Here is a 19,931-nt window from a genome sequence, read left to right on the forward strand (position 1 = left end):
CATGGAACTGGGCGAAGCGCGCGAGGTGAGGACCACCTGCCCCTATTGCGGGGTGGGTTGCGGCGTGCTGGCGAAAGTCGCCGCGGACGGTGAAGTCAGCGTCCGCGGCGACCCCGACCATCCAGCGAACTTCGGCCGGCTCTGCTCCAAGGGCTCGGCCCTGGCCGAAATCATCGACCTCGACGGCAGGCTGCTCTACCCCGAAATCCACGGTCGCCGTGCCGGCTGGGACGAGGCGCTCGACCGCGTCGCTTCGACCTTTTCGCAAACCATCGCCGAGCACGGTCCTGACTCCGTCGCCTTCTATGTCTCCGGCCAGTTGCTGACCGAAGACTACTATGTCGCCAACAAGCTGATGAAGGGCTTCATCGGCTCGGCCAACATCGACACCAATTCGCGGCTATGCATGGCCTCCTCGGTTGCCGGCCACCGCCGCGCCTTCGGCTCCGACACCGTGCCCGGCACCTACGAGGATCTCGAGCTCGCCGACCTGATCGTGCTGGTCGGCTCCAATCTCGCCTGGTGCCATCCCGTGCTCTTCCAGCGCATCGCGGCGGCCCGGGAAAAACGACCGGAGATGAAGGTCGTGCTGGTCGACCCGCGCCGCACCATGACCGCTGATATCGCCGACATTCACCTGGCGATCGCGCCGGATGGCGACGTTGCTTTGTTCACTGGTCTGCTCGCCTGGCTCGGCCAGCACAACGCACTCGACCGCGGCTATGTGACCGCACACACGACCGGCTTCGGCCAAGCTCTCTTCGCCGCATCGGCGCTCGACCTTGCCGGCATTGCCGCCGCCACCGGCCTGAGCGAGGACGAGCTCACCCGCTTCTACAACCTGTTCGCCGCGACTGCGAAAACCGTCACTGTCTACAGCCAGGGAGTGAACCAGTCGTCTTCGGGCACCGACAAGGTCAACGCCATCATCAACTGCCATCTCGCCACCGGCCGCATCGGCAAACCTGGGGCAGGACCGTTTTCAGTGACCGGCCAGCCCAACGCCATGGGCGGCCGCGAGGTCGGCGGCATGGCCAATATGCTGGCCGCCCATATGGAGATCGAAAACCCCGAGCACCGTGACCGCGTGCAGCGTTTCTGGAATGCGCCGGCCGTCGCCCCAAAGCCCGGTCTGAAGGCGGTCGAGATGTTTCAGGCGATCGCCGCCGGCCGCATCAAGGCATTGTGGATCATGGCCACCAACCCGGTCGACTCGATGCCGGATGCCGATGCCGTCGAGGCGGCGATCAAGGCCTGCCCGTTTGTCGTGGTTTCGGATGTGCTGGCGAGCACGGACACCGTGCGTCACGCCCATGTGCGGCTACCCGCCGCCGCCTGGGGCGAGAAGGACGGCACCGTGACCAATTCAGAGCGCCGCATCTCGCGCCAGCGCAGCTTTCTTGCGGTGCCCGGCGAGGCGCGGCCGGATTGGCAGATCATTGCCGAGGTGGGCAAGCGGATGGGGTTTGGCGAGGCGTTTGCGCATGTGACGCCGGCGGAGGTTTTCGCCGAACACGCCGCGCTGTCGGGTTTCGAGAATGACGGCGCGCGGGATTTCGATATCGGCGCTTATGGTGCGATCGATGCCGACGCCTATGAAGAATTGGCTCCGTTCCAGTGGCCGGCGCCGAGCACAGCCACCCCCCTCTGGCCTGCCGGCCATCTCCCCCGCAAGGGGGGAGATCAGCCGTCGCCTCGGCCTTCGCCAATTACCAACGATGCAGAAGATATGCCGGCGTCAAAGCTGCCAATCTCCCCCCTTGCGGGGGAGATGTCCGGCAGGACAGAGGGGGGTGTTCAAGCGGGACTTGACCCTTCCAGCACCCGCTTCTTCGCCAACGGCAATTTCTACAATCCCGACCGCAAGGCCCGCTTCATCGCCATTCGTCCCATCGTCGAGACACGCACCAGCCCGGACTATCCGCTGATCCTCAACACCGGCCGTGTTCGCGACCATTGGCACACGATGACCCGCACTGGGAAAAGCCCACGTCTCTCCCAGCACATGGCCGAGCCCTTCGTCGAGATCCACCCCGCGGATGCCACGCATCACGGCATTGGCGACGCCGACATCGTGCGCGTCTCCAGCCCGCGCGGCGATGTGCTGGTGCGCGCGCTGGTGACGGCACGCCAGCGCCAGGGCAGCGTGTTTGCGCCGATGCACTGGACTGACCAGTTTTCGGCAAAAGGCCGGCTCGACACGCTGACCGCGCCTCTGACCGATCCGGTTTCCGGTCAGCCTGCGCTGAAACATGTCGGCGCCCGCATCGAGAAGTTCGCCGCGAGAGCCTTCGGCTTCGCCGTGGTGCGCCGCAAGCCGGTGGCGGTCGCAGCAGATTACTGGGCCGTGGCCAAATGCAAGGGCGGCTGGCGGGTGGAGCTTGCCTTTGCTGACGACGACATCGACTGGGCTGGTTTTGCTGGTTCGCTTTTCGATGTTCCCGTAGCCGATACGCTCGCTTATCACGACCGCGATACCGGCCAGCATCGTATTGCTGCCTTCGACGACCAGCACCTCGCCGGGGCTTTGTTTATCGCGTCGGGACCGGTGGCGGTTTCGCGGGGTTGGGCGGCACAGCAACTCCAGGAGGTTCACACCAGCCAACGCGAACGCTTCAGGATCGTCGCCGGTCGCGCCGGCGCCGATCGGCCCGATGCGGGCGCGACCGTCTGCTCCTGTTTCAGCGTCGGGGTCAACCAGATCGCGGCGGCAGTGGCAGCCGGGTGCGCGACAGTCGAAGCCATAGGCGGCGCCCTGAAGGCCGGCACCAATTGCGGCTCCTGCCGGTCCGAGATCCGGGCGGTCATCCAGGCCAATCGGGTTCAGGCTGCGGAGTAGATGCGGCTGGATGGGGAGGGGATCTGACTATATCCTCTTGGGCCACCACGGTCATCGATTGCGGAAGGTGTGGCGGTCCTTTTCGGGTCGCTGTGAGCGCGCCGGCAGGAGGATCACCTGGCTTGGCTGTCTAATCCAGCCGGTCGCGCAGGATGCTCCAGGGGAGCAGCATATTCGGTGCATAGCGCACGAGGTTGTGCAGCGGGATCGGCGCTGGCGGTGCGAAGGGGAGCGGCAGAAATCGGGCGTCCGTTCCGCTCGCCCAGTCCGCCAGCACTTTGCCCATTGCCGTGGTCATGGCGATGCCGCGACCGTTGCAGGCGAAGCCGGCGATCAGGCCCGGGCCGAGGTCGATGAGACGCGGCAGGAAATCCGGCACCACCGCCGCCACGCCTGTCCAGCTGTAGGCAAGCGGCGGCAGGTCAGGCAAATCGAGATGCCTGGCGAGCCGTCGCCAAATCGTTTGCGGCATGCGCGTCTCAGCGCCGGCTCCGACGACATGCATGCCGCCGCTGATCAGCCGGTTCTGGCCATCGAAGCGGCACGTGAACAGGTTGCGCCTGGTGTCGCCAACGCCCTGGCCGCCGGGCAGCAGGCGCGCGCGTATGGCCCGCGACAGCGGCGCAGTGGCGATCTGGAAGACTTTCAGCGGGATATAGGTCCGCGCCAGTGTCCGGTTCAGTGCCCCGCCATAGGCGTTGGTGGCGATCACCACCTTGCCCGCACGCACGGCGCCGGATGCGGTCGTCAAGGTCCAGCCATCCGCAGCGCGGTCGATGGAAGCGACGCGCGTCTGCTCGAAGATCCGCGCGCCGGCTTTTTCGGCGGCATCGGCCAGGCCGCGCGCATACTCGACCGGATTGAGGACGCCGCCCGAGTTATCCATCCAACCGCCGGCGTAGCCGCCGATACCGGTGAGCGTCGTGACCGCCTTGGCATCGAGCGTTACGGTCGGCCTGCCCCGCGCCGCCCATTGCTCGGCGCGCGATCGCGTCTTTTCCAGCGCGGCGGACGAATGCGCCGGCTGGATCCAACCATTCTGCACAGCGTCGCATTCGATGCCATGCCGCTTGATCAGGCCGAAGACCAGGTCAGCGCTTCCCGCGGCGAAATCGATCAGCCTCCCGCCGCGCTCGGGTCCGAGTTCGGTGATGATGTCGTCTGGATCCCGCTTGGCAAAGTTCGGAACGACGAAGCCGGCATTCCGGCCGGTCGCACCACAGGCAATGAATTCGGCTTCGAGGACCGCGACCGAAAGCCCCTTCTCGGCGGCATGCAATGCCGTCGACAGGCCGGAAAAGCCGCCGCCAACGATTGCGAGATCGACGTCGAGCCCGCCTTGCAGCGTGCCCCGGTCGCGGCGGTTGCGGCTGACGGCATGCCAGAGTGAAACGCCATGCACGTCTTGCCGGATCATGGCATTCATGGTCCGGCCTCGTTCTCGCTGGCCGCCGCCTTTGTCTGTTTGCCGGGCTTCGGCCGGCGCGGCCGGTCGCCGAACAATCCGTTCGGCCGGATCAGCAGGATGACGCAGAGCATGACGCCGATGGCGACGATCTGCAGCGAGGCCGCGCGTGCTTGCTGCTCGGGCGCAAACAGCACGCTGGTCAGCGTGCCCGACCCCGCCCATATCGCCCAGACCAGGATGCTGCCGGCAATGGCGCCGGCATTGCTGCCCGAGCCGCCGACGATCAGCATCACCCAGACCTGGAAGGTCAGGATCGGCAGATAGTTATCGGGCGCGATGAAGCCGGTGAAATGCGCCTGCAAAGCGCCGGCCAGCGCCATGATAGCGCCGCCGACGGCGAAGGCCTGGACGCGGTAGAAGCGCGCGCTCTTGCCCAGCGAAATCGCCGCTCGCTCGTCCTCGCGCAGCGCCTTGAGCACGCGGCCCCAGGGGCTGCGCGACAGGTGCTCCAGAGCGAGATAGGCGATCAGCGTCACAGCCGAAACGACGGCGAGGTTCGACAGGTTGAACAGCAGCGGCGTTTCGGCAAGGCCGCCGAACGGGCGCGGGATGAAACCGATGCCGAACGGGCCGCCGGTGAGTTTCTGCGCGTTGAGCGCGACCAGCTGCACGACGACGGCGACGCCGAAGGTGGTGATCGCCAGGTAGTCGGATCGCAGACGCAGCGTGGCCATGCCGGTAAGTGCTGCGGCGATACCGCCGACGACCATGGCGCCCGCCCAGCCGACCAGGATCGGCAGACCAAAGCCGCCGAAGCGCGCGGCATCGTCCGGGGTCGTCAGCAGCGCCGATGTATAGGCGCCGATGGCGACGAATCCGGCAAGGCCGACATTGAAAAGGCCAGTCAGCCCCCACTGCAGATTGAGCCCCAGTGTGACCAGCGAAAAGATCAGTGCGGTGGTCAGGAAGAAGGCGCCGTAGCCGAGCAGGTCCATCAGCGTTCCCTCACACCAAACAGGCCGATCGGCCGAACGAACAGCACCGCCATCAGGATGATGAAGGAGATTGCGGCGCGCCATTCGGCGCCGATCAGCTGCACCGCACCGGCTTCGGCAAGACCGATGATCAAGCCGCCGAGCACAGCGCCCGGAATGCTGCCGATGCCGCCGAGGATGGCTGCTGCAAACATCGGCAGCAGCATGTCGAAGCCCATGAACGGGCGGATCTGCACCAGAATGCCGATCATCACGCCGGCCACGCAGGCCAGCGCCCCGCCGATGATCCAGGTGACACGCACAACGGAGGCAACGTCGATACCGACGATGCGGGCCAGCGCTGCATTCTGGCTCAGCGCCTGCATGGAGCGGCCGGTCTGCGTGCGTGTCATCAACAGATGCACGCCGAGCACCAGCACGGCGGTCAGCAGCAGAAGCGCGATCTGATCGGGCGTGATGCGGATGCCGAAGCCGACCGGCATGGCGATCTGGATCGCGCGGCTGAAATAGGTCGGCCGTGAGCTGAAGGTGAATTCGAGCAGGCTGCGCAGCGCCATCGAGGCGCCGAAGCTCGCCATCACCACGATGATGGCTTGCCCCTGCGAGCGAAGCCGCGAAAACAGCACCTTGTCGAGCAACAGCGCCAGCAGGGCAGTGAAAATCATGCCGACAACCAGCGCAACCAGCAGCGACCAGCCGAAAGACAGCGGTCCAATGGGCTCCACCTTGCCGAACATCGCGCCGATGGTGCTGACGACGGCGAGCGTCGCATAGGTGCCCCAGGCCATGAAGTCGCCATGGGCGAAGTTCGAGAAGCGCAGGATCGAATAGGTGAGCGTCACGCCAATGGCGCCGAGGCCGATCATCGAACCGGTCAGCAACCCATCGACGACAAATTGCAGGCTCATGCCGCGCCTCCCTTGCCGGCGTGAGGGCGTTGGCCGAGATAGAGTTCGGCGACGACAGGATCGTTCCACAATTCGGACGCCACACCCTCGTGCCGGTCCTTGCCTTCGACCAGCACATAGGCGCGGTCGCCGATGGCCAGCGCTGCCTTGGCGTTCTGTTCGACCAGCAGGATGGTGACGCCGGACCTGCGGATGCCGGCCAGCATCTCGAACACCATCGATACGAATTTCGGCGAGAGGCCGGCCGATGGCTCGTCGAGCAGCAGCACCTTGGGATGGACGATCAGCGCACGTGCGACGGCGAGCATCTGCCGCTGTCCGCCCGACAGATTGCCGGCGGCGGTGCGGCGCTGGCGGACGAGGTCGGGGAAGGCCGCATACATTTCCTCGATGCGGGCAGGGATTTCGCGTCGCTCGAGGATGCCGCAGGCGACCTTCAGATTGTCCTCGACCGACATCAGCGGGAAGATGTTCTCCGTCTGCGGTACGAAGGCCAGGCCGAGCCGAACCATGGTGTGCGCGGGAGCGGCGGTGATGTCCTTGCCGTCCAGAAATACGGTGCCGCCGGTGATCGGGACAAGGCCGGCGATCGCCTTGATGAAGCTCGACTTGCCGGCGCCGTTGGGACCGAGCACGACGACGATCTCGCCCTTGCCGACGGTGATCGAGGCGCCGCGCACGATCGGCACGCCAAGCTCATAGCCGGCTTCGAGGTTGCGCACGTCGAGGACGGTCTCGTTCATGTGGCGCCCCCGAGATAAGCCTCGATGACGCGCGGGTCGCGGGCGACTTCCTCTGCCGTGCCTTCGCTGAGCAACTGGCCGCTCGCCATGACCAGCACGCGGTGGCAGAGCCGCGTCACCATGTCGATATTGTGCTCGATCAGCAGAAAGGTGATGCCGTGCGCGTTGATGTCGCGGATGCGGTCGATGATGATCTCGAGCAGCGTCGCGTTGACGCCGGCGGCCGGTTCGTCGAGCAGGATGATCGCCGGATCGGCCATCATGACGCGGGCGAGTTCGAGCAGCTTGCGTTGACCGCCGGAAAGCACGCGCGCCGGTTCGTGCGCCAGCCGAGCGAGCGAGACGAGCTCGAGCAGCTCGAGTGCCTTTGCCCTGGCTGCTCTTTCCTGTGCCGCCACTCGCCACGGCGTGACGAAGTTGGCGAGCAATTTTTCGCCGGCTTGGCCCTGCGCCGCCAGCATGATGTTTTCGATCAGCGTCAGATTGGGCAGGGGGCGCGGGATCTGGAAGGTGCGGCCAAGACCACGGCCGATACGCAGATGAGCGGCTTCGCCGGAGACGCGCGTGCCACTGAGCAGGATATCGCCGCTGGTCGGCAATATGCTGCCGGCGAGCAGGTCGAACATGGTCGTCTTGCCGGCGCCATTGGGTCCGATCAGGCCGAGGATTTCGCCCGCTTTGACATCAAACGAGACATTGTCGACGGCGATCAGGCCGCCAAAACGCCTGATGACGTTTCGTGCCGTCAGAACCGGCGGACGGGTCTCCTGCCCTTGGCGCTGCGCTGCATCGCTCATCAAACCCTCTGGCCGAAGACGATCGTTGTCGCCTCCTGATTTTTGATTTGTGATCACACTTGCTTTGATCACGCTATTCGGCTTTAATTTCATTCGCAAGCCGAAAACGGGGCAAATGCCGGTAATGCAGAAGGCTGCCATCGAAAAGAACAACGAGACGATCGCAGCCCAGCTTACGCCGGTCGGCCGCGAGACGGTGCAGGATCGCGTCTATTCCGAGTTGCGCCGTGCTCTGATCGGTGGCCTTTTCGAGCCGAACCAGGTGCTGACCATCCGCGGTCTTGCCGATGCGCTGGTCACCTCGACCATGCCGGTACGCGAAGCGCTCGGCCGGCTGATCACGGAAAAGGCACTGGAGGCGCTGCCCAACCGTTCCGTTCGCGTGCCGCCGATCACGCTGGAGCGCATCGACGACCTCCTGCGTGCCCGCTCACTCATCGAAGGCGAAGCGATCGCGCTTGCCGCCAGGCGCATGAGCCCGCGCCAGATCGCGTCGATCGAAGCCATGCTGGGCGAATGGGACGAGATGCGGGCCCTGAAGCACAAGAAGGATATCGATCGCGAAGCGACGCTCAACCAGAGCTTCCATTTTGAGATCTACCGCTGCTGCGGCTCGGCTGTGCTGATCCCGATGATCGAAAGCCTCTGGCTTCAATCGGGACCCTGCATCCGCGTCGCCATCTATGCCTTCTCCGAGGCCGGCGAGGTCGATACCGCGCACTATCACCGCGGCATTGTCGCGGCACTTGCCAAACAGGATGCGCAAGCGGCGCGCGAGGCGCTGGTAGCCGACATCAGCCGCCCCTTCGCCTTCCTGCGCGACAAACTTCAATCGGCGAAGGACTGACATGCCCAAGCCCGCCATCGGCATCACAGAACCACGCTCGAAGCTTTCCGTGACGGCGCTGCTATTGCCCGAAAAGGCGCCGGAGAATGCCGCCTTCCTGCTGGCGTATCTGGCGCAGCCACGCATCATCCCAGGCATCCATGCGATGTGGACAGGACCGGAAATCTCGTGCCCGGTTCCGTCAGCCGATCTCCACGGCCAGGCCTATGCCCAGTCTTTGCCACCGGAGAATGCAACGCTGACGCCGCAGCCCGGCGATATCGTGCTGTCCTATGTGCCGCCACGCGTGTGGGGCGGCAATCCCAATGCCATCTTCGATATCGGCCTGTACTACGGGCAGGGGGCGCGGCTGCTGTTCCCGATCGGCTGGCTGGCCGGCAGCGTGGTCGCGCAAGTGCTTGCCGGAGAGCGCGATCAGTTTGCCGCCGCCTGCGGCGTTATCCGCCGCAACGGCGCCTGTGACATCACCTTCAGCCTGGTGGAGGCCTGAATGGCCGACGACAGTTTCGAGCTCTTCGATCTGCGCGTCGAAGCGGTCATTCCCGAAGGCAAGCCGGTCTATTGCGGCGCCAGGGCCGGCGACTATTTCGAACTGAAGGGCGAAATGCTCTCGCTGCCGGCAGGGCAGGGTTTTTCGATCTATTCGATCTCGGCCGTGTTGCCGCTCCTGGCGGCAAAGCAGCGCCCGACGCATGCAAATGACTGGATGACCTCGGATGCCGAGATCGCCTGTCCCGATCCCAATTGCGCCAGCCGGCTCCGCATCGTCAGGCTTGCCAAGCGGCGGTTCAGCCATGCCGAAACCACGGCCGTGCCGCTGCCGAAGGAGACCGACAAGGGATGACCGCCAGGACCATCGAACTCAGCCCCGGCTATGGGATCTCGCGAGTCATCCGCGGTGGCTGGCAGCTGGCCGGCGGGCATGGCGCCGTCGACCGCAGCCAGGCGGTGACCGACCTCATCGCCACTTTCGATGCCGGCATCTGGACCTATGACTGCGCCGACATCTACACCGGCGTCGAGGAACTGATCGGCGCCGCGCGCCTGCGGCTGGCCGGCGAGCGCGGTCTCGATGTCGCGGCCAGGATGAAGGTGCACACCAAGCTGGTGCCGGACCTCGAACGACTGGCAGGCATCAGCCGCGACTACATCAGGGGCATCGTCGATCAGTCGCTTCGCAGGCTCAAGACCGAGCGGATCGACCTCGTGCAGTTTCACTGGTGGGATTATGACCAGCCTCGTTACGTCGAGGCGATGGGTTGGCTCGACGAGCTTCGGCTGGAAGGCAAGGTGCGCAATCTCGGCACCACCAATTTCGATACGCCGAGGCTAGCCGAAATCCTCTCCGCGGGCATCCCGCTGGTCAGCCAGCAACTGCAATATTCAGTGCTCGACCAGCGGCCGGCAAACAGCCTTGCGGGCCTTGCCGCTAAGAACGGTGTCCGCTTCCTCTGCTACGGCTCGGTGGCGGGCGGCTTCCTCAGCGACAAATGGCTTGGCGTGGCCGAGCCCTCCACGCCGCTCGAAAACCGCTCGCTGGTCAAATACAAGCTGATCATCGACGACTTCGGCGGCTGGGAGCTGTTCCAGTCCCTGCTCAAGGCGCTGAAAGCGGTCGGCGATCGCCACGGCGTCGACATTGCCACCATCGCCTCGGCATGGGTGCTCGAGCAGCCGCAGGTCGCGGCCGTCATTGTGGGTGCGCGCAACCAGGCACATGCGCTGGCCAATACGAAAATCATGGACGTCGCGCTCGACGCCGACGATCGCGCGCGGATTGCTGCCGCCATCGCACAAGGCACCGGCCTCGCGGGCGATGTCTACGCGCTGGAGCGCGACCGTCATGGCCGCCACGGCTCGATCATGCATTACAACCTCAATGCGGGGAAGAAATGAGCGGAGAGCCTTCCCTTTTTTCGCGTGCCAGCGCTGAAATCATCGACCTGCATCGCTTCTTCGTCGACTGGTTTGTCGCCGCGCGAGCCGACGCTGTGGAGTTCGGCCGCTTCGAGGCTGTCATGGGCGAAGGCCTCACCATGGTGGCGCCGAATGGCCAGATCCTCGATCGCGACGCGGTCGTAGATCATGTCCGGACAAGCCGCGCCACTTGCGACGACGGTTTTGCCATATCGATCGAGGACATCAGGCCGGGTTGGCAGGACGCGGACACGATCGTCATCTTCTACATCGAGGCGCAACTGCGCGCCGGCAAACACAGTCGCCGGCAGTCCAGTGCGGTCTTCACCACCAGTTCATCGGCACCAAACGGCGTCGAATGGCGGCATCTGCATGAGACCTGGCTGCAGGCGCCGGAAGGCTGAACAGGCAAAAGTTCAAACAAGAAAAGGGGAACGGCAATGAAGAAGACGATACTTCAAATCACCACAGCACTGGCTCTCGTGACGATGGCCGGCGCCGCACACGCAGCGGACTGCAAGATCACCGTCGGCCTGGTCATGGAGCTCACCGGTCCGGCCGGCGAATACGGCCAGGCCGGCGCGAAGTCCGTCGAAATGGCCTTCCGCGACATCAATGAAGCCGGTGGCGTACGCGGCTGCGATCTCGCAACCGACACGCGCGACAGCCAGAGCCAGGGCAATATCGCGGTCGATGCCGCGACCCAGCTGGTACAGGTCAAGAAGGTGCCGGTGATCATCGGCGGCATCATCTCCTCGGTGTCGATCCCGATTTTGACCTCGGTCACCGGGCCGGCCAAGATCGTGCAGGTGTCGCCGGCTTCGTCCTCGCCGACGCTGACCGCCCTTGGCCGCGACGGCAAGACCAACGGCATCTTCTTCCGCACCATCACGTCGGATGCGCTGCAAGGCGTGGCCGCCGCCAAATACGCCATCGACAAGGGCTTCAAGAAACTGTCGATCATCCATGTCAACAACGACTTCGGCGTCAACATGGTGGCCGAATTCTCGCGTGCCTACAAAGCGCTCGGCGGCACCATCGTCTCCGACACGCCCTATAATGAAAAGCAGTCGAGCTATGCTTCGGAAGTGACGGCGGCGATGGGAGGCGAGCCGGACGGACTCTACCTCGTCAGCACGCCGGTCGACGGCGCAACGGTCGCCCGCACCTGGATATCGCAGGGCGGCGTGCAGAAATTCCTGCTCAATGACGGCATGAACAGCCCGGACTTCATCGAATCCGTCGGCGCCGATTATCTGAAGGATGCCTATGGTACCTCTTCCGGCACCAGCCCGACGGCATCCACCGACTATTTCCTGAAAAACTACAAGGAGTTTTCGGGCATCGAACCGTCGAACCCGGCAGCCGACCGTTCCTATGATGCCGGCGCCATTGTCGGTCTCGCCATTGCCATTGCCGGCTCCGAGGATCCAGCCAAGATCAAGGATGCCATGTACAAGGCGGTCGATCCTGCCGGCACACCGATCTATGCCGGCAAGGACGAGTTCGCCAAGGCGCTCGGCCTGATCAAGGACGGCAGGCCGATCCGCTATGAAGGCGTCATCGGTCCGGTCAGCTTCGACAAATATGGCGACATCACCGGTCCGTTCCGGCTGTGGAAGATCGTCGACGGCAAGGTGACGACCGACGGTGAAATGACAACCGACGACGTCAACGCGCTGCAGGCGAAATTGCAGTAGGCGCCGGTACATTGTCCGGCGCGATCTCCGTTCGAGCTCTGGGAGATCGACGCCGGACAAGCAGTCCAACATCGGCGCTAGTTACGCGGTCAAGCGCGAAATCAGCCGGGTCAATATAACGACAGGCGGCTGGCCGGGCATGAAGACCTGCGGATTGGAGAGGGCGCCGACGATATGACCCACATAGTCTGATTTGTCGTAGCCGATTGACGATATCGGGTAGGCGTCGAAATTGGTCAGGGACACATTGTCGAAGCCATAGAGGCGGAAGCGGCTGGGCCGGTTGTCGGGGAAATCCGCCCGGCAGACATCCAGAACACCCATGGCCATCGCGTCGGACGTACAAAAGACCGCATCGGGACAGCCGCGTCCCGTCAGGCCGGCGGCTGCCGCATAGCCCGACTCGTAGGAATAGTCTCCCTGGACCGTCTGCAGCAGTTCAATTCCATGATGCCGGAACGCTTCGAGGTAGTGGCCGATGCGCAGCTGTTCGACCCGCGAGGACGAACGGCCGGTCAGCAGGCTGGCCGTGCGCGCGCGCTTGGCCGCCGCATCCGCCACGGCCTCGGCGATGCCGACGCCTTCATCGGGAATGACGGTGGGTGACAGATCGTCATGCAGTCCGTTCAGCATGATGACCAGGTCCGAGCGAAACATGCGCCGCACCGTCGCTGCATCGGCAAAGTCGGAGAACACCACGGCGGCATCGACATGATAGGCAACGCCGTTGCGCAGAAAATCCTCGACCCCTTCCGCCGAGCCGATGCGGATGAGGATGACCTGCTTGCCGATCGACTGGATTGCGTCGAGCAGACGGTCGAACAGGTCGAGATCTGAAAGGTCGTGAATGTGGTTGACCACGACGGCAACCAGATTGACGGTCTTGGTGGTCAGGCTTTGCGCCAGGAGATTGGGTTTGTAGCCGAGCTGCGCGGCGGCCTGCACGACACGTTCGCGTTTGTCCGCCGAGACCGGTCGCGGTCCGCTCGACAGCGCACGGCTCGCCGCGGCACGCGACACGCCTGCCAGCCGCGCGACATCGGCGATCGTTGCGACGGCGCCTCGAGTGTGCGCCGATCGGTTGCCGGTAGTGGGTGTCACCACAGCGGGTTGAGCGCCGGCGGGTTGGAGCCCGGCCCCCACCACTTCTTGTAGGTCGCCTCGTAGGTGCCCGACTGGATGAAGTCGGACACGAACATGTCGAGCCAGCGGACGAATTCGGGATCGCCCTTGGCGACCGCGATGCCGATCGGATCGTTGGAATAGAGGCCAGGCAGCGTCACCAGGCTCGGTGTCTTGGTTGCGAGGTAATCGAGCAGTGAGGAATCCTCGATCGCCGCATCGACGCGCTTCTGTTGCAGCTGCAGAACCCCGTCGGGCGCGAACTGGTCGACATAAACGAGCTCTGCGTCCGGCACGGCTGCCTTGAGGAAGGTTTCGCCCGTGGTGCCGCGGCCGACGACAACCTTCTTGCCGGCGAGCCCCTTGAGGTCGGTTATCCCGGCATCCTTCTGGACGATGACGCGCAGCCCGGCCCGGTTGTAGGGGATGGTGAAGTTGACGGTCTTGGCCCGCTCGAGCGTTGCCGAGGTGTTTGCGACCGCGACATCGATCTGTCCCGACACCAGCATGGAAATACGCGCATCGCCCGAGACGTCGACGAACTCGACCGGCACGCCGAGCTTTTGCGCCAGCAGCGTCGCGACATCGACATCGTAGCCGACAGGGTTGTTTTGTGCATCGCGAAAGCCGATCGGCTCGCCGCCGAGCGATACGCCGATGCGAATGGTGCCGCGTGAGCGGATGTCGTCAATCATGCCGGCAAGGGCCGGAAAAGCCGAACCGGCCACGATGGCCAGCGCGGCGAAGGCACGCAGTACGGTTTTCATGGTTCCTCTCCTTATTTTCTAGTGACACGTTTTGCTGCCCGCAATTCGGGTGCGGGCATGGAATCCTTCCAGAGCCAGTAGCGGACCTCGCCCTCGCATCTGAAATTCACCACCTCGTGGTTCTGCTCGGCGTCGACGGCGTGGATGACCACTCCGGCCAGGAAGCCGGTGTCGAGTTCAGCCAGTTCCTCGACCGCCAGCGCGACCGCATCCGACAGGGATCGGCCAAGCTTCATGGCCAGCACGACGGTCCGTGCGGTGGCGCAGCGCATCGTCATCTCGCCGGTATGGGTGCACGCCGCCGCGCCATAGCGGCTGTCGGCGTAAAAGCCTGCGCCGGGAATGGGAGAATCGCCGAGCCGGCCCGGATATTTCCACGCCCAGCCCGAGGTCGAACTCGCGGCATGGACGCCGCGCCGCGCATCCGCCGACAGGAAGACGGTGGTGTCGCGGACCCGCTCGGGATCGGTGATAGTACGGCTGAGCGGCGCCAGATCGATATCGGGGAATTTCGCCAGCTGTTGCGGTGTGAGTTCCTGTTGCAGCCGCTCCCACCAGACGCGCTTGCTGTCCTCGAACAAGACTTCGTCTTCGGCAAAACCGATTTCGCTGGCAAAGCGCCGCGCCCCTTCGCCGGTCAGCATCACATGCGGCAGGCGCTTCATTACCTGCTGCGCCAGGGCAGCGACCGCCAAGGTCCTTGGCACGGCGCCGACTGAACCGACCTCTCTTGTATTGCCGTCCATGACGCCGGCGTCGAACTCCATCTCGCCCAGCATGTTCGGCCAGCCGCCATAACCGACGCTGCGAACCTTGACCTCTTTCTCCACCATGCCGATGCCGGCAACCATCGCGTCCAGGCTGACGGCGCCATCGCGCAGCATTTGCACCGAGGTTTCGAATCCCGGCCATGCTTCGTTGTTGGCTAACAGCAGCATTCCTAGTCCTTGCGCATCTTGGAGAGAAACTGCGCAACCCGCGGCTGCGCCCGGCCGCCGTCCGCGGCGAAGAAACGATCCGTTGGCAGATCGACCACCAGCCTGCCCTTGTCGAGGAAGACGATGCGGTTGGAAATCTCGCGCGCGAATTCGATCTCGTGGGTGACGAACAGCATCGTCGTGCCTTGCGCGGCGAGCTTTGCCAGGATGGCCAGCACCTCGGAAGTCATTTCCGGGTCGAGCGCGCTGGTCACTTCATCGAGCAGCAGATAGCGCGGCTGCATGGCGAGCGCCCGGCAGATGCCGACACGCTGGCGCTGCCCGCCCGACAACTGCGCCGGGTAGGCGTTGGCCCGATCGGCGAGGCCGACGGACTCGAGCAGCTGGCGCGCCAGCGCCTCGGCCTCAGGGCGCGGCATCTTCAGCACCTCGATCGGGGCGAGCGTAATGTTCTGAAGCGCGCTCATATGCGGATAGAGGTTGAACAGCTGGAAGACGGTGCCTGAGCGCTTGCGCGCCTCGGCCAGCTCCTTCGGCTTGCTGACATCGAAATCGTCGACCGTGATGCGGCCCGACTTCAGCTTTTCGAGGCCGTTGATGCAACGGATCAGTGTCGACTTGCCGGACCCCGACGACCCGAGGATCGAGACCACTTCGCCGGGCGCGATCGTCAGGTCGACGCCGTCCAGCACAGTGACCTCGCCGAACGCTTTGTGCGCGTTTTCGATCTTGAGCATGTTAAAGCCCCCGCCAGGCGCTGTGCGCCCGCAGGCGGTTTTCAAGACGCTCGCCAAGCAGGGCGACCAGCTTTGCCGCGCCATAGTAGAGCAGCCCGACGACGGTCCAGACCACGAACGGCTTCAAGGTTCGCATGTTGAGGATGTGGCCAATCTTGGTCAGGTCGACGACGCCGATGACAGAAATCAGCGACGTCACCTGAAGCTGGTTGACCAGCAGCGCGACGAGCGGGCCGACCGCGAAGGCGGCAGCCTGGGGCGAAACGATATGGCGCAGGACCTGCCACCGGGTCAGGCCGAAGACACGCGCGGCCTCGACCTGCTCGCGTTCGATCGACTCGATCGCCGAGACCGCGATGACATAGACGAATGCCGCGGTGTTCGCCGACAGAGTGATGGTCGCTGCGGTGACCGGCGTCACCCTTATATGCAACAGCGCCGGCAGGCCGAAGAACACCAGGAACAGCTGCACCAACACCGGCGAGTTCTTCAACAGCTCCGACAGGAAGGTGACGACCTGGGCCAGAACCGGCACACGGTAGAACCGCACCAACGCCCAGCTCAGGCCAATCAGCAGTCCGATCAGAGAGGTGACGAGAAACAGCGCGATGTTGGTGCCGAGACCTTGCGCCAGCAGGATCAGGTCGTAGGAGGTGAAGTCGCTGAACCGCATCAGTCGACCGCCTCCATCATGTCCCGATTGAGATGGCGGTGGAGCAGGGTGACGCCCAGCGAGACCAGATAGGTCAGGGCCGCGTAGGCGCAAAGCAGCACCACATAGACCTCGAAGGGCCGATAGGTCTGCGAGACCACGATCTGGGCTGAGCCGGTGAGCTCGTTGAGCGTGATGGTCGAAAGGATCGAGGATGTCAGGATCATGTTGATGAGCACGGATCCGAGCGGTCGCACGGAGGTGCGCAGCGCAATCGGCAGCACGATGCGGGTGAAGATCTTGCGCCTGGACAGGCCGCTCACTTCAGCGGCGTCGATGATGCCCTGGTCGATGGCGAGGATGCCGGCGCGAATGATGTCGGAGGCATAGGCGCCGCCGGCAATCGAAAGCGCCACGACGCCGGTGGTGAAGGCATCGATGTAAATGCCGAGCTCGGGCAGGCCGTAATAGAAGAAGAACAGCTGGACGATGAACGGCACATTGCGGAAGAGATCGACATAGACGAAGGCGATCCGTCGAAGCAGTGCCGAGGCGGAGGTGCGTGCGATCGCCACCAACGCGCCCATGAAGACGCTTCCTACCAGCGACAGCGCGCAAGCCGCGGCCGTGAGTTCGGCGCCGCGCGCCAGAAAACCCAGATGCGGCAGAAGAATGGACAGGTCGAAATGCACCGGTGGTCTCCAGTGAAACCGGTTTCACTCTTTTGGCTTTCGCCTCGTCTGTCAAGATGCAGGGTCTGGTTGCCGGCCTGTGGATTGCATTCGTTGCGATGATTCCGGTTCGCCTCATGCGCGCTATGTCTCAAGCGCCGGCAATTCGCCGCCGGCTTTCAACTCGACGACGCCGCCTATGCCAGCCGCGCGTCGCTGCGATGGCGGCTGGGGCGGCGCCCTCGGTTTTGCCGATCCGGCGCCGGCGTCGGATTCGGCTACGTCACCAACCGCATGCTGGGTTTCGACGACGTCGATCCACGCCGCAAGGTATTGATTGATGCCGTTTACGACGCGCTCTGACGTAGGAGCGTTGGGGAGCCGTTATGCCCGGATGTTCCACATGGCGTCCGGCACAACCACCAGCTTGCCGACAAAGTCCTTGGCGATGAAGTCTGCCTGCGCCTTGTGAAAATCGGAGAGCCTGTAGACGCCGCCGACCAGCGGTCGGATATTCTTCGCCTCGATATAACCGACGATGCGGCGGAAGTCGGCGCGGGTGCCCTGGCTTGAGCCATGCAGTTGCAGCTGCTTGAGATACATGGTCCGGAGATCGAGCTGCACGACCGGGCCGGCGATGGCGCCTGCCGTGGTGTAACGGCCTTCAGGTCGCAGGATGCGCAGCAGGTCGTTGAAGATCGCGCCGCCGACGAGATCGGCGACCACATCGATCGGCTGGCCGCCAGTGGCTTCATTCACGGCGGCGGGAAGATCGGCAACGCCCCGGGTAATGACCGCTTCGGCGCCGATGTCGCGCACCGCCTGCTCCTTGCCCTTGCCGACGACGGCGTAGGGAATGGCGCCGCGCGCCCGCGCCAGCTGCACGATGCCGGAACCGACGCCGCCCGAGGCGCCGGTGACCAGCACGCGTTCGCCGGCTTGCAGCCCGGCGCGCTCCAACATCTGTTCGCCGGTGAGGTAGGCGCAGCAGAAGGTGGCGAGTTCGACGTCGCTCATGTCAGTATCGACGACATGCGCATTCTCGCCCGGCACCGTCTGGTACTCGGCGTACCCGCCGTCGCGACCGTGGCCCATATAGTCGATGTCGGCGAGGGAATCGTCGTCGCGGTTGTAGATCGAAAAATCGACCATTACCCGCTCGCCGATACGGCCCGGGGAAACGCCTTCGCCGACGGCAGCGATGGTGCCGACCGTGTCGGTGCCCTGGATGCGCGGGAAGGTAAGCGTGTTGCCTTGCCGCCGCCACGTCGACACGGCGGCAGCGTCCTCCTCCGTGCCATAGGCGCCCTGGCGTACCCAGACATCGGTGTTGTTCATACCGCAAGCACTGACCTTGACCAGCACCTCGCCGGCGGCAGGCACAGGCACTTTCACATCGCTGCGATAGACGAGCTTTTCCGGTCCGCCATGCCCGGTGAGCAGCACGGCGGCCATGGTGGCGGGGAGGGTCTTGGTCATGGCATTCATGGTCGATCTCAGAGATTGGAAAACACGCTGTTGACGGCATCGGCGGTTTTCGAAACGACGATGTCGGCTTCCTCACGCGTCAGGCAGAGCGGCGGCGCGAAGCCTAGTATGTCGCCCTGCGGCATGGCGCGGCCGATGACGCCGCTGGCGGCAAGTGCTATCGCCACTTGCGGCCCGATCTTGAGCGAGGCGTCGAAGAACACCCGGTCGTCCTTGTCGGCGACAAATTCGACCGCCGCCAGCATGCCATCGCCGCGCACGTCGCCGACGTGTCTGTGCCCGCCGACAGCCTTGGTCAGTTCGGCGCGGAAATAAGCGCCGGTCTCACCGGCGTTCGTCACCAGGTCCAGTTCGTCGATCAGTTCGAGATTGGCGACACCTGCGGCGACGCAGATCGGATGCGCGGCATAGGTCCAGCCATGGCCGAGCGAACCAAGCTTGTCGGAGCCCTGCACCAGCACCTGCCACATCTTGTCGGCAACGATGACGCCCGACAGCGGCGCGTAGGCCGAGGTCAGCCCCTTGGCGATGGTGATGAGGTCTGGCTTGATGCCGTAATGGTCGGAGCCGAACATGGTGCCCAGACGGCCGAAGCCCGTCACCACCTCGTCGGCGACCAGCAGCACGTCATATTTCTTCAGCACCGCCTGGATTTTCTCCCAGTAGCCGGCCGGCGGCGGCACGATGCCGCCAGTGCCGAGAATCGGCTCGCCGATGAAAGCGGCGACGGTTTCGGGACCTTCAGCCAGGATCATCTCTTCCAGTCTGTCGGCGCAATGCTGCGAGAACTGCTCCTCGCTCATCGAGCGGTCGGCGCGGCGGAAATAATAGGGCGCCTCGGTGTGCAGGACCGGTGCGCGCGGCAGGTCGAAGGCATTGTGGAACAGGTCGAGCCCGGTCAGTGATCCCGTCATCACGCCCGAGCCGTGATAGCCGCGCCAGCGCGAGATGATCTTCTTCTTCTCCGGCCGGCCCAGCACATTGTTGTAGTACCAGATCAGCTTGATGTTGGTTTCGTTAGCGTCGGAACCGGAGAGGCCGAAATAGACCCTCGACATGCCCTTCGGCGCGCGGTCGATGATCATCTTGGCCAGCGTGATCGACGCCTCGGTGCCGTGGCCGACATAGGCGTGGTAGTAGGCGAGGTTCTTCGCCTGGGTGGCGATGGCGTCAGCGATCTTCTGGCGGCCATAGCCGACATTGACGCAATAGAGCCCGGCGAAGGCGTCGATGCTCTTCCTGCCATTGTTGTCCCAGACGGTGACGCCCTCGCCGCCGGCCATGATGCGGGTCGGCGATTCACCCCGCGCATGCGTGCCCATATGGGTCGAAGGATGGAAGAAATGGTCGCGATCCCAGGCGTTGAGTTCGTTGGACTGGTCGAGCATTTTTTTTACTCCTT

Annotated in this window: 20 protein-coding genes; 7 read left to right on the forward strand and 13 right to left on the reverse strand. The window is 64.3% G+C overall.

Annotated elements, in window-relative coordinates:
• Position 1: 1 nt before the first annotated feature.
• The gene (locus X726_RS164520; RefSeq protein WP_023667850.1) at positions 2-2,839 is read left to right on the forward strand and encodes a nitrate reductase; all 2,838 of its coding nucleotides are present in this window, start codon (positions 2-4) and stop codon (positions 2,837-2,839) included.
• A gap of 130 nt (positions 2,840-2,969) precedes the next feature.
• Here the strand turns inward: X726_RS164520 and X726_RS164515 are convergent, their stop codons facing one another.
• From X726_RS164515 to X726_RS164495, 5 genes are read right to left on the reverse strand one after another with little or no spacing between them, the layout of a single operon-like run.
• Positions 2,970-4,265, reverse strand: coding sequence for an FAD-dependent oxidoreductase (locus X726_RS164515; RefSeq protein WP_023686956.1), 1,296 nt, complete (start codon positions 4,263-4,265; stop codon positions 2,970-2,972).
• A complete protein-coding gene (locus X726_RS164510) occupies positions 4,262-5,245 on the reverse strand; it encodes a branched-chain amino acid ABC transporter permease (RefSeq protein WP_031214541.1) in 984 nt (327 codons plus the stop codon). Before X726_RS164510 ends, X726_RS164515 begins: the two co-directional genes overlap by 4 nt.
• Positions 5,242-6,150, reverse strand: a complete 909-nt coding sequence (locus X726_RS164505) for a branched-chain amino acid ABC transporter permease (protein ID WP_023667853.1) — start codon at positions 6,148-6,150, stop codon at positions 5,242-5,244. Before X726_RS164505 ends, X726_RS164510 begins: the two co-directional genes overlap by 4 nt.
• Positions 6,147-6,893, reverse strand: a complete 747-nt coding sequence (locus X726_RS164500) for an ABC transporter ATP-binding protein (protein ID WP_023667854.1) — start codon at positions 6,891-6,893, stop codon at positions 6,147-6,149. The genes X726_RS164505 and X726_RS164500 overlap by 4 nt, the downstream gene beginning before the upstream one ends.
• Positions 6,890-7,690 (reverse strand): ABC transporter ATP-binding protein, encoded by an 801-nt coding sequence (locus X726_RS164495; protein WP_023667855.1) that lies wholly within the window; start codon positions 7,688-7,690, stop codon positions 6,890-6,892. The genes X726_RS164500 and X726_RS164495 overlap by 4 nt, the downstream gene beginning before the upstream one ends.
• A 124-nt stretch (positions 7,691-7,814) precedes the next feature.
• Between X726_RS164495 and X726_RS164490 the strand changes: the two genes are divergently transcribed.
• Genes X726_RS164490 through X726_RS164465 form a run of 6 tightly spaced genes read left to right on the forward strand, consistent with a single transcriptional unit; the run spans position 7,815 to position 12,154 of the window.
• A complete protein-coding gene (locus X726_RS164490) occupies positions 7,815-8,537 on the forward strand; it encodes a GntR family transcriptional regulator (protein WP_023667856.1) in 723 nt (240 codons plus the stop codon).
• Position 8,538: 1 nt separating this feature from the next.
• Entirely contained in the window at positions 8,539-9,027 is a 489-nt protein-coding gene (locus X726_RS164485) for a DUF3830 family protein (RefSeq protein ID WP_023667857.1), read from the forward strand.
• Entirely contained in the window at positions 9,028-9,381 is a 354-nt protein-coding gene (locus X726_RS164480; RefSeq protein WP_023667858.1) for a TIGR04076 family protein, read from the forward strand.
• A complete protein-coding gene (locus X726_RS164475; RefSeq protein WP_023667859.1) occupies positions 9,378-10,433 on the forward strand; it encodes an aldo/keto reductase in 1,056 nt (351 codons plus the stop codon). Before X726_RS164480 ends, X726_RS164475 begins: the two co-directional genes overlap by 4 nt.
• Positions 10,430-10,858 carry a hypothetical protein gene (locus X726_RS164470; RefSeq protein ID WP_023667860.1) on the forward strand — a complete coding sequence of 143 codons (429 nt, stop codon included), beginning with the start codon at positions 10,430-10,432 and terminating at the stop codon, positions 10,856-10,858. The genes X726_RS164475 and X726_RS164470 overlap by 4 nt, the downstream gene beginning before the upstream one ends.
• Before the next feature lie 36 nt (positions 10,859-10,894).
• On the forward strand, positions 10,895-12,154 hold the full coding sequence (locus tag X726_RS164465) for an ABC transporter substrate-binding protein (RefSeq protein ID WP_023667861.1): 1,260 nt from the start codon (positions 10,895-10,897) through the stop codon (positions 12,152-12,154).
• Positions 12,155-12,235: 81 nt separating this feature from the next.
• On the opposite strand, the gene X726_RS164460 is transcribed toward X726_RS164465, so the two are convergent.
• From X726_RS164460 to X726_RS164425, 8 genes are all read right to left on the reverse strand, one after another.
• Entirely contained in the window at positions 12,236-13,258 is a 1,023-nt protein-coding gene (locus X726_RS164460) for a LacI family DNA-binding transcriptional regulator (RefSeq protein ID WP_023732245.1), read from the reverse strand.
• Positions 13,252-14,043, reverse strand: coding sequence for a transporter substrate-binding domain-containing protein (locus tag X726_RS164455; RefSeq protein ID WP_023667863.1), 792 nt, complete (start codon positions 14,041-14,043; stop codon positions 13,252-13,254). The genes X726_RS164460 and X726_RS164455 overlap by 7 nt, the downstream gene beginning before the upstream one ends.
• A gap of 11 nt (positions 14,044-14,054) precedes the next feature.
• The gene (locus X726_RS164450) at positions 14,055-14,981 is read right to left on the reverse strand and encodes an isoaspartyl peptidase/L-asparaginase (RefSeq protein ID WP_023667864.1); all 927 of its coding nucleotides are present in this window, start codon (positions 14,979-14,981) and stop codon (positions 14,055-14,057) included.
• A 2-nt stretch (positions 14,982-14,983) separates the two neighbouring features.
• Positions 14,984-15,718 carry an amino acid ABC transporter ATP-binding protein gene (locus X726_RS164445; protein WP_023667865.1) on the reverse strand — a complete coding sequence of 245 codons (735 nt, stop codon included), beginning with the start codon at positions 15,716-15,718 and terminating at the stop codon, positions 14,984-14,986.
• Position 15,719: 1 nt separating this feature from the next.
• Positions 15,720-16,391, reverse strand: a complete 672-nt coding sequence (locus X726_RS164440) for an amino acid ABC transporter permease (protein WP_023667866.1) — start codon at positions 16,389-16,391, stop codon at positions 15,720-15,722.
• Positions 16,391-17,062 carry an amino acid ABC transporter permease gene (locus X726_RS164435; RefSeq protein WP_023667867.1) on the reverse strand — a complete coding sequence of 224 codons (672 nt, stop codon included), beginning with the start codon at positions 17,060-17,062 and terminating at the stop codon, positions 16,391-16,393. Before X726_RS164435 ends, X726_RS164440 begins: the two co-directional genes overlap by 1 nt.
• Before the next feature lie 363 nt (positions 17,063-17,425).
• Positions 17,426-18,529, reverse strand: coding sequence for an alcohol dehydrogenase family protein (locus tag X726_RS164430; RefSeq protein WP_023667868.1), 1,104 nt, complete (start codon positions 18,527-18,529; stop codon positions 17,426-17,428).
• 8 nt (positions 18,530-18,537) lie between these two features.
• Positions 18,538-19,917 carry an aspartate aminotransferase family protein gene (locus tag X726_RS164425; RefSeq protein ID WP_023667869.1) on the reverse strand — a complete coding sequence of 460 codons (1,380 nt, stop codon included), beginning with the start codon at positions 19,915-19,917 and terminating at the stop codon, positions 18,538-18,540.
• Positions 19,918-19,931: the final 14 nt, after the last annotated feature.

It is taken from the genome of Mesorhizobium sp. LSJC285A00, from assembly GCF_000503155.1.
GTDB lineage: Bacteria > Pseudomonadota > Alphaproteobacteria > Rhizobiales > Rhizobiaceae > Mesorhizobium.

Coding starts and splice junctions, on each gene's coding strand:
- X726_RS164500 (WP_023667854.1), bottom strand. CDS start 6,893: ATGAACGAGACCGTCCTCGACGTGCGCAACCTCGAAGCCGGCTATGAG.
- X726_RS164515 (WP_023686956.1), bottom strand. CDS start 4,265: ATGAATGCCATGATCCGGCAAGACGTGCATGGCGTTTCACTCTGGCAT.
- X726_RS164440 (WP_023667866.1), bottom strand. CDS start 16,391: ATGCGGTTCAGCGACTTCACCTCCTACGACCTGATCCTGCTGGCGCAA.
- X726_RS164445 (WP_023667865.1), bottom strand. CDS start 15,718: ATGCTCAAGATCGAAAACGCGCACAAAGCGTTCGGCGAGGTCACTGTG.
- X726_RS164450 (WP_023667864.1), bottom strand. CDS start 14,981: ATGCTGCTGTTAGCCAACAACGAAGCATGGCCGGGATTCGAAACCTCG.
- X726_RS164505 (WP_023667853.1), bottom strand. CDS start 6,150: ATGAGCCTGCAATTTGTCGTCGATGGGTTGCTGACCGGTTCGATGATC.
- X726_RS164465 (WP_023667861.1), top strand. CDS start 10,895: ATGAAGAAGACGATACTTCAAATCACCACAGCACTGGCTCTCGTGACG.
- X726_RS164475 (WP_023667859.1), top strand. CDS start 9,378: ATGACCGCCAGGACCATCGAACTCAGCCCCGGCTATGGGATCTCGCGA.
- X726_RS164480 (WP_023667858.1), top strand. CDS start 9,028: ATGGCCGACGACAGTTTCGAGCTCTTCGATCTGCGCGTCGAAGCGGTC.
- X726_RS164520 (WP_023667850.1), top strand. CDS start 2: ATGGAACTGGGCGAAGCGCGCGAGGTGAGGACCACCTGCCCCTATTGC.
- X726_RS164490 (WP_023667856.1), top strand. CDS start 7,815: ATGCAGAAGGCTGCCATCGAAAAGAACAACGAGACGATCGCAGCCCAG.
- X726_RS164495 (WP_023667855.1), bottom strand. CDS start 7,690: ATGAGCGATGCAGCGCAGCGCCAAGGGCAGGAGACCCGTCCGCCGGTT.
- X726_RS164455 (WP_023667863.1), bottom strand. CDS start 14,043: ATGAAAACCGTACTGCGTGCCTTCGCCGCGCTGGCCATCGTGGCCGGT.
- X726_RS164430 (WP_023667868.1), bottom strand. CDS start 18,529: ATGAATGCCATGACCAAGACCCTCCCCGCCACCATGGCCGCCGTGCTG.
- X726_RS164470 (WP_023667860.1), top strand. CDS start 10,430: ATGAGCGGAGAGCCTTCCCTTTTTTCGCGTGCCAGCGCTGAAATCATC.
- X726_RS164425 (WP_023667869.1), bottom strand. CDS start 19,917: ATGCTCGACCAGTCCAACGAACTCAACGCCTGGGATCGCGACCATTTC.
- X726_RS164485 (WP_023667857.1), top strand. CDS start 8,539: ATGCCCAAGCCCGCCATCGGCATCACAGAACCACGCTCGAAGCTTTCC.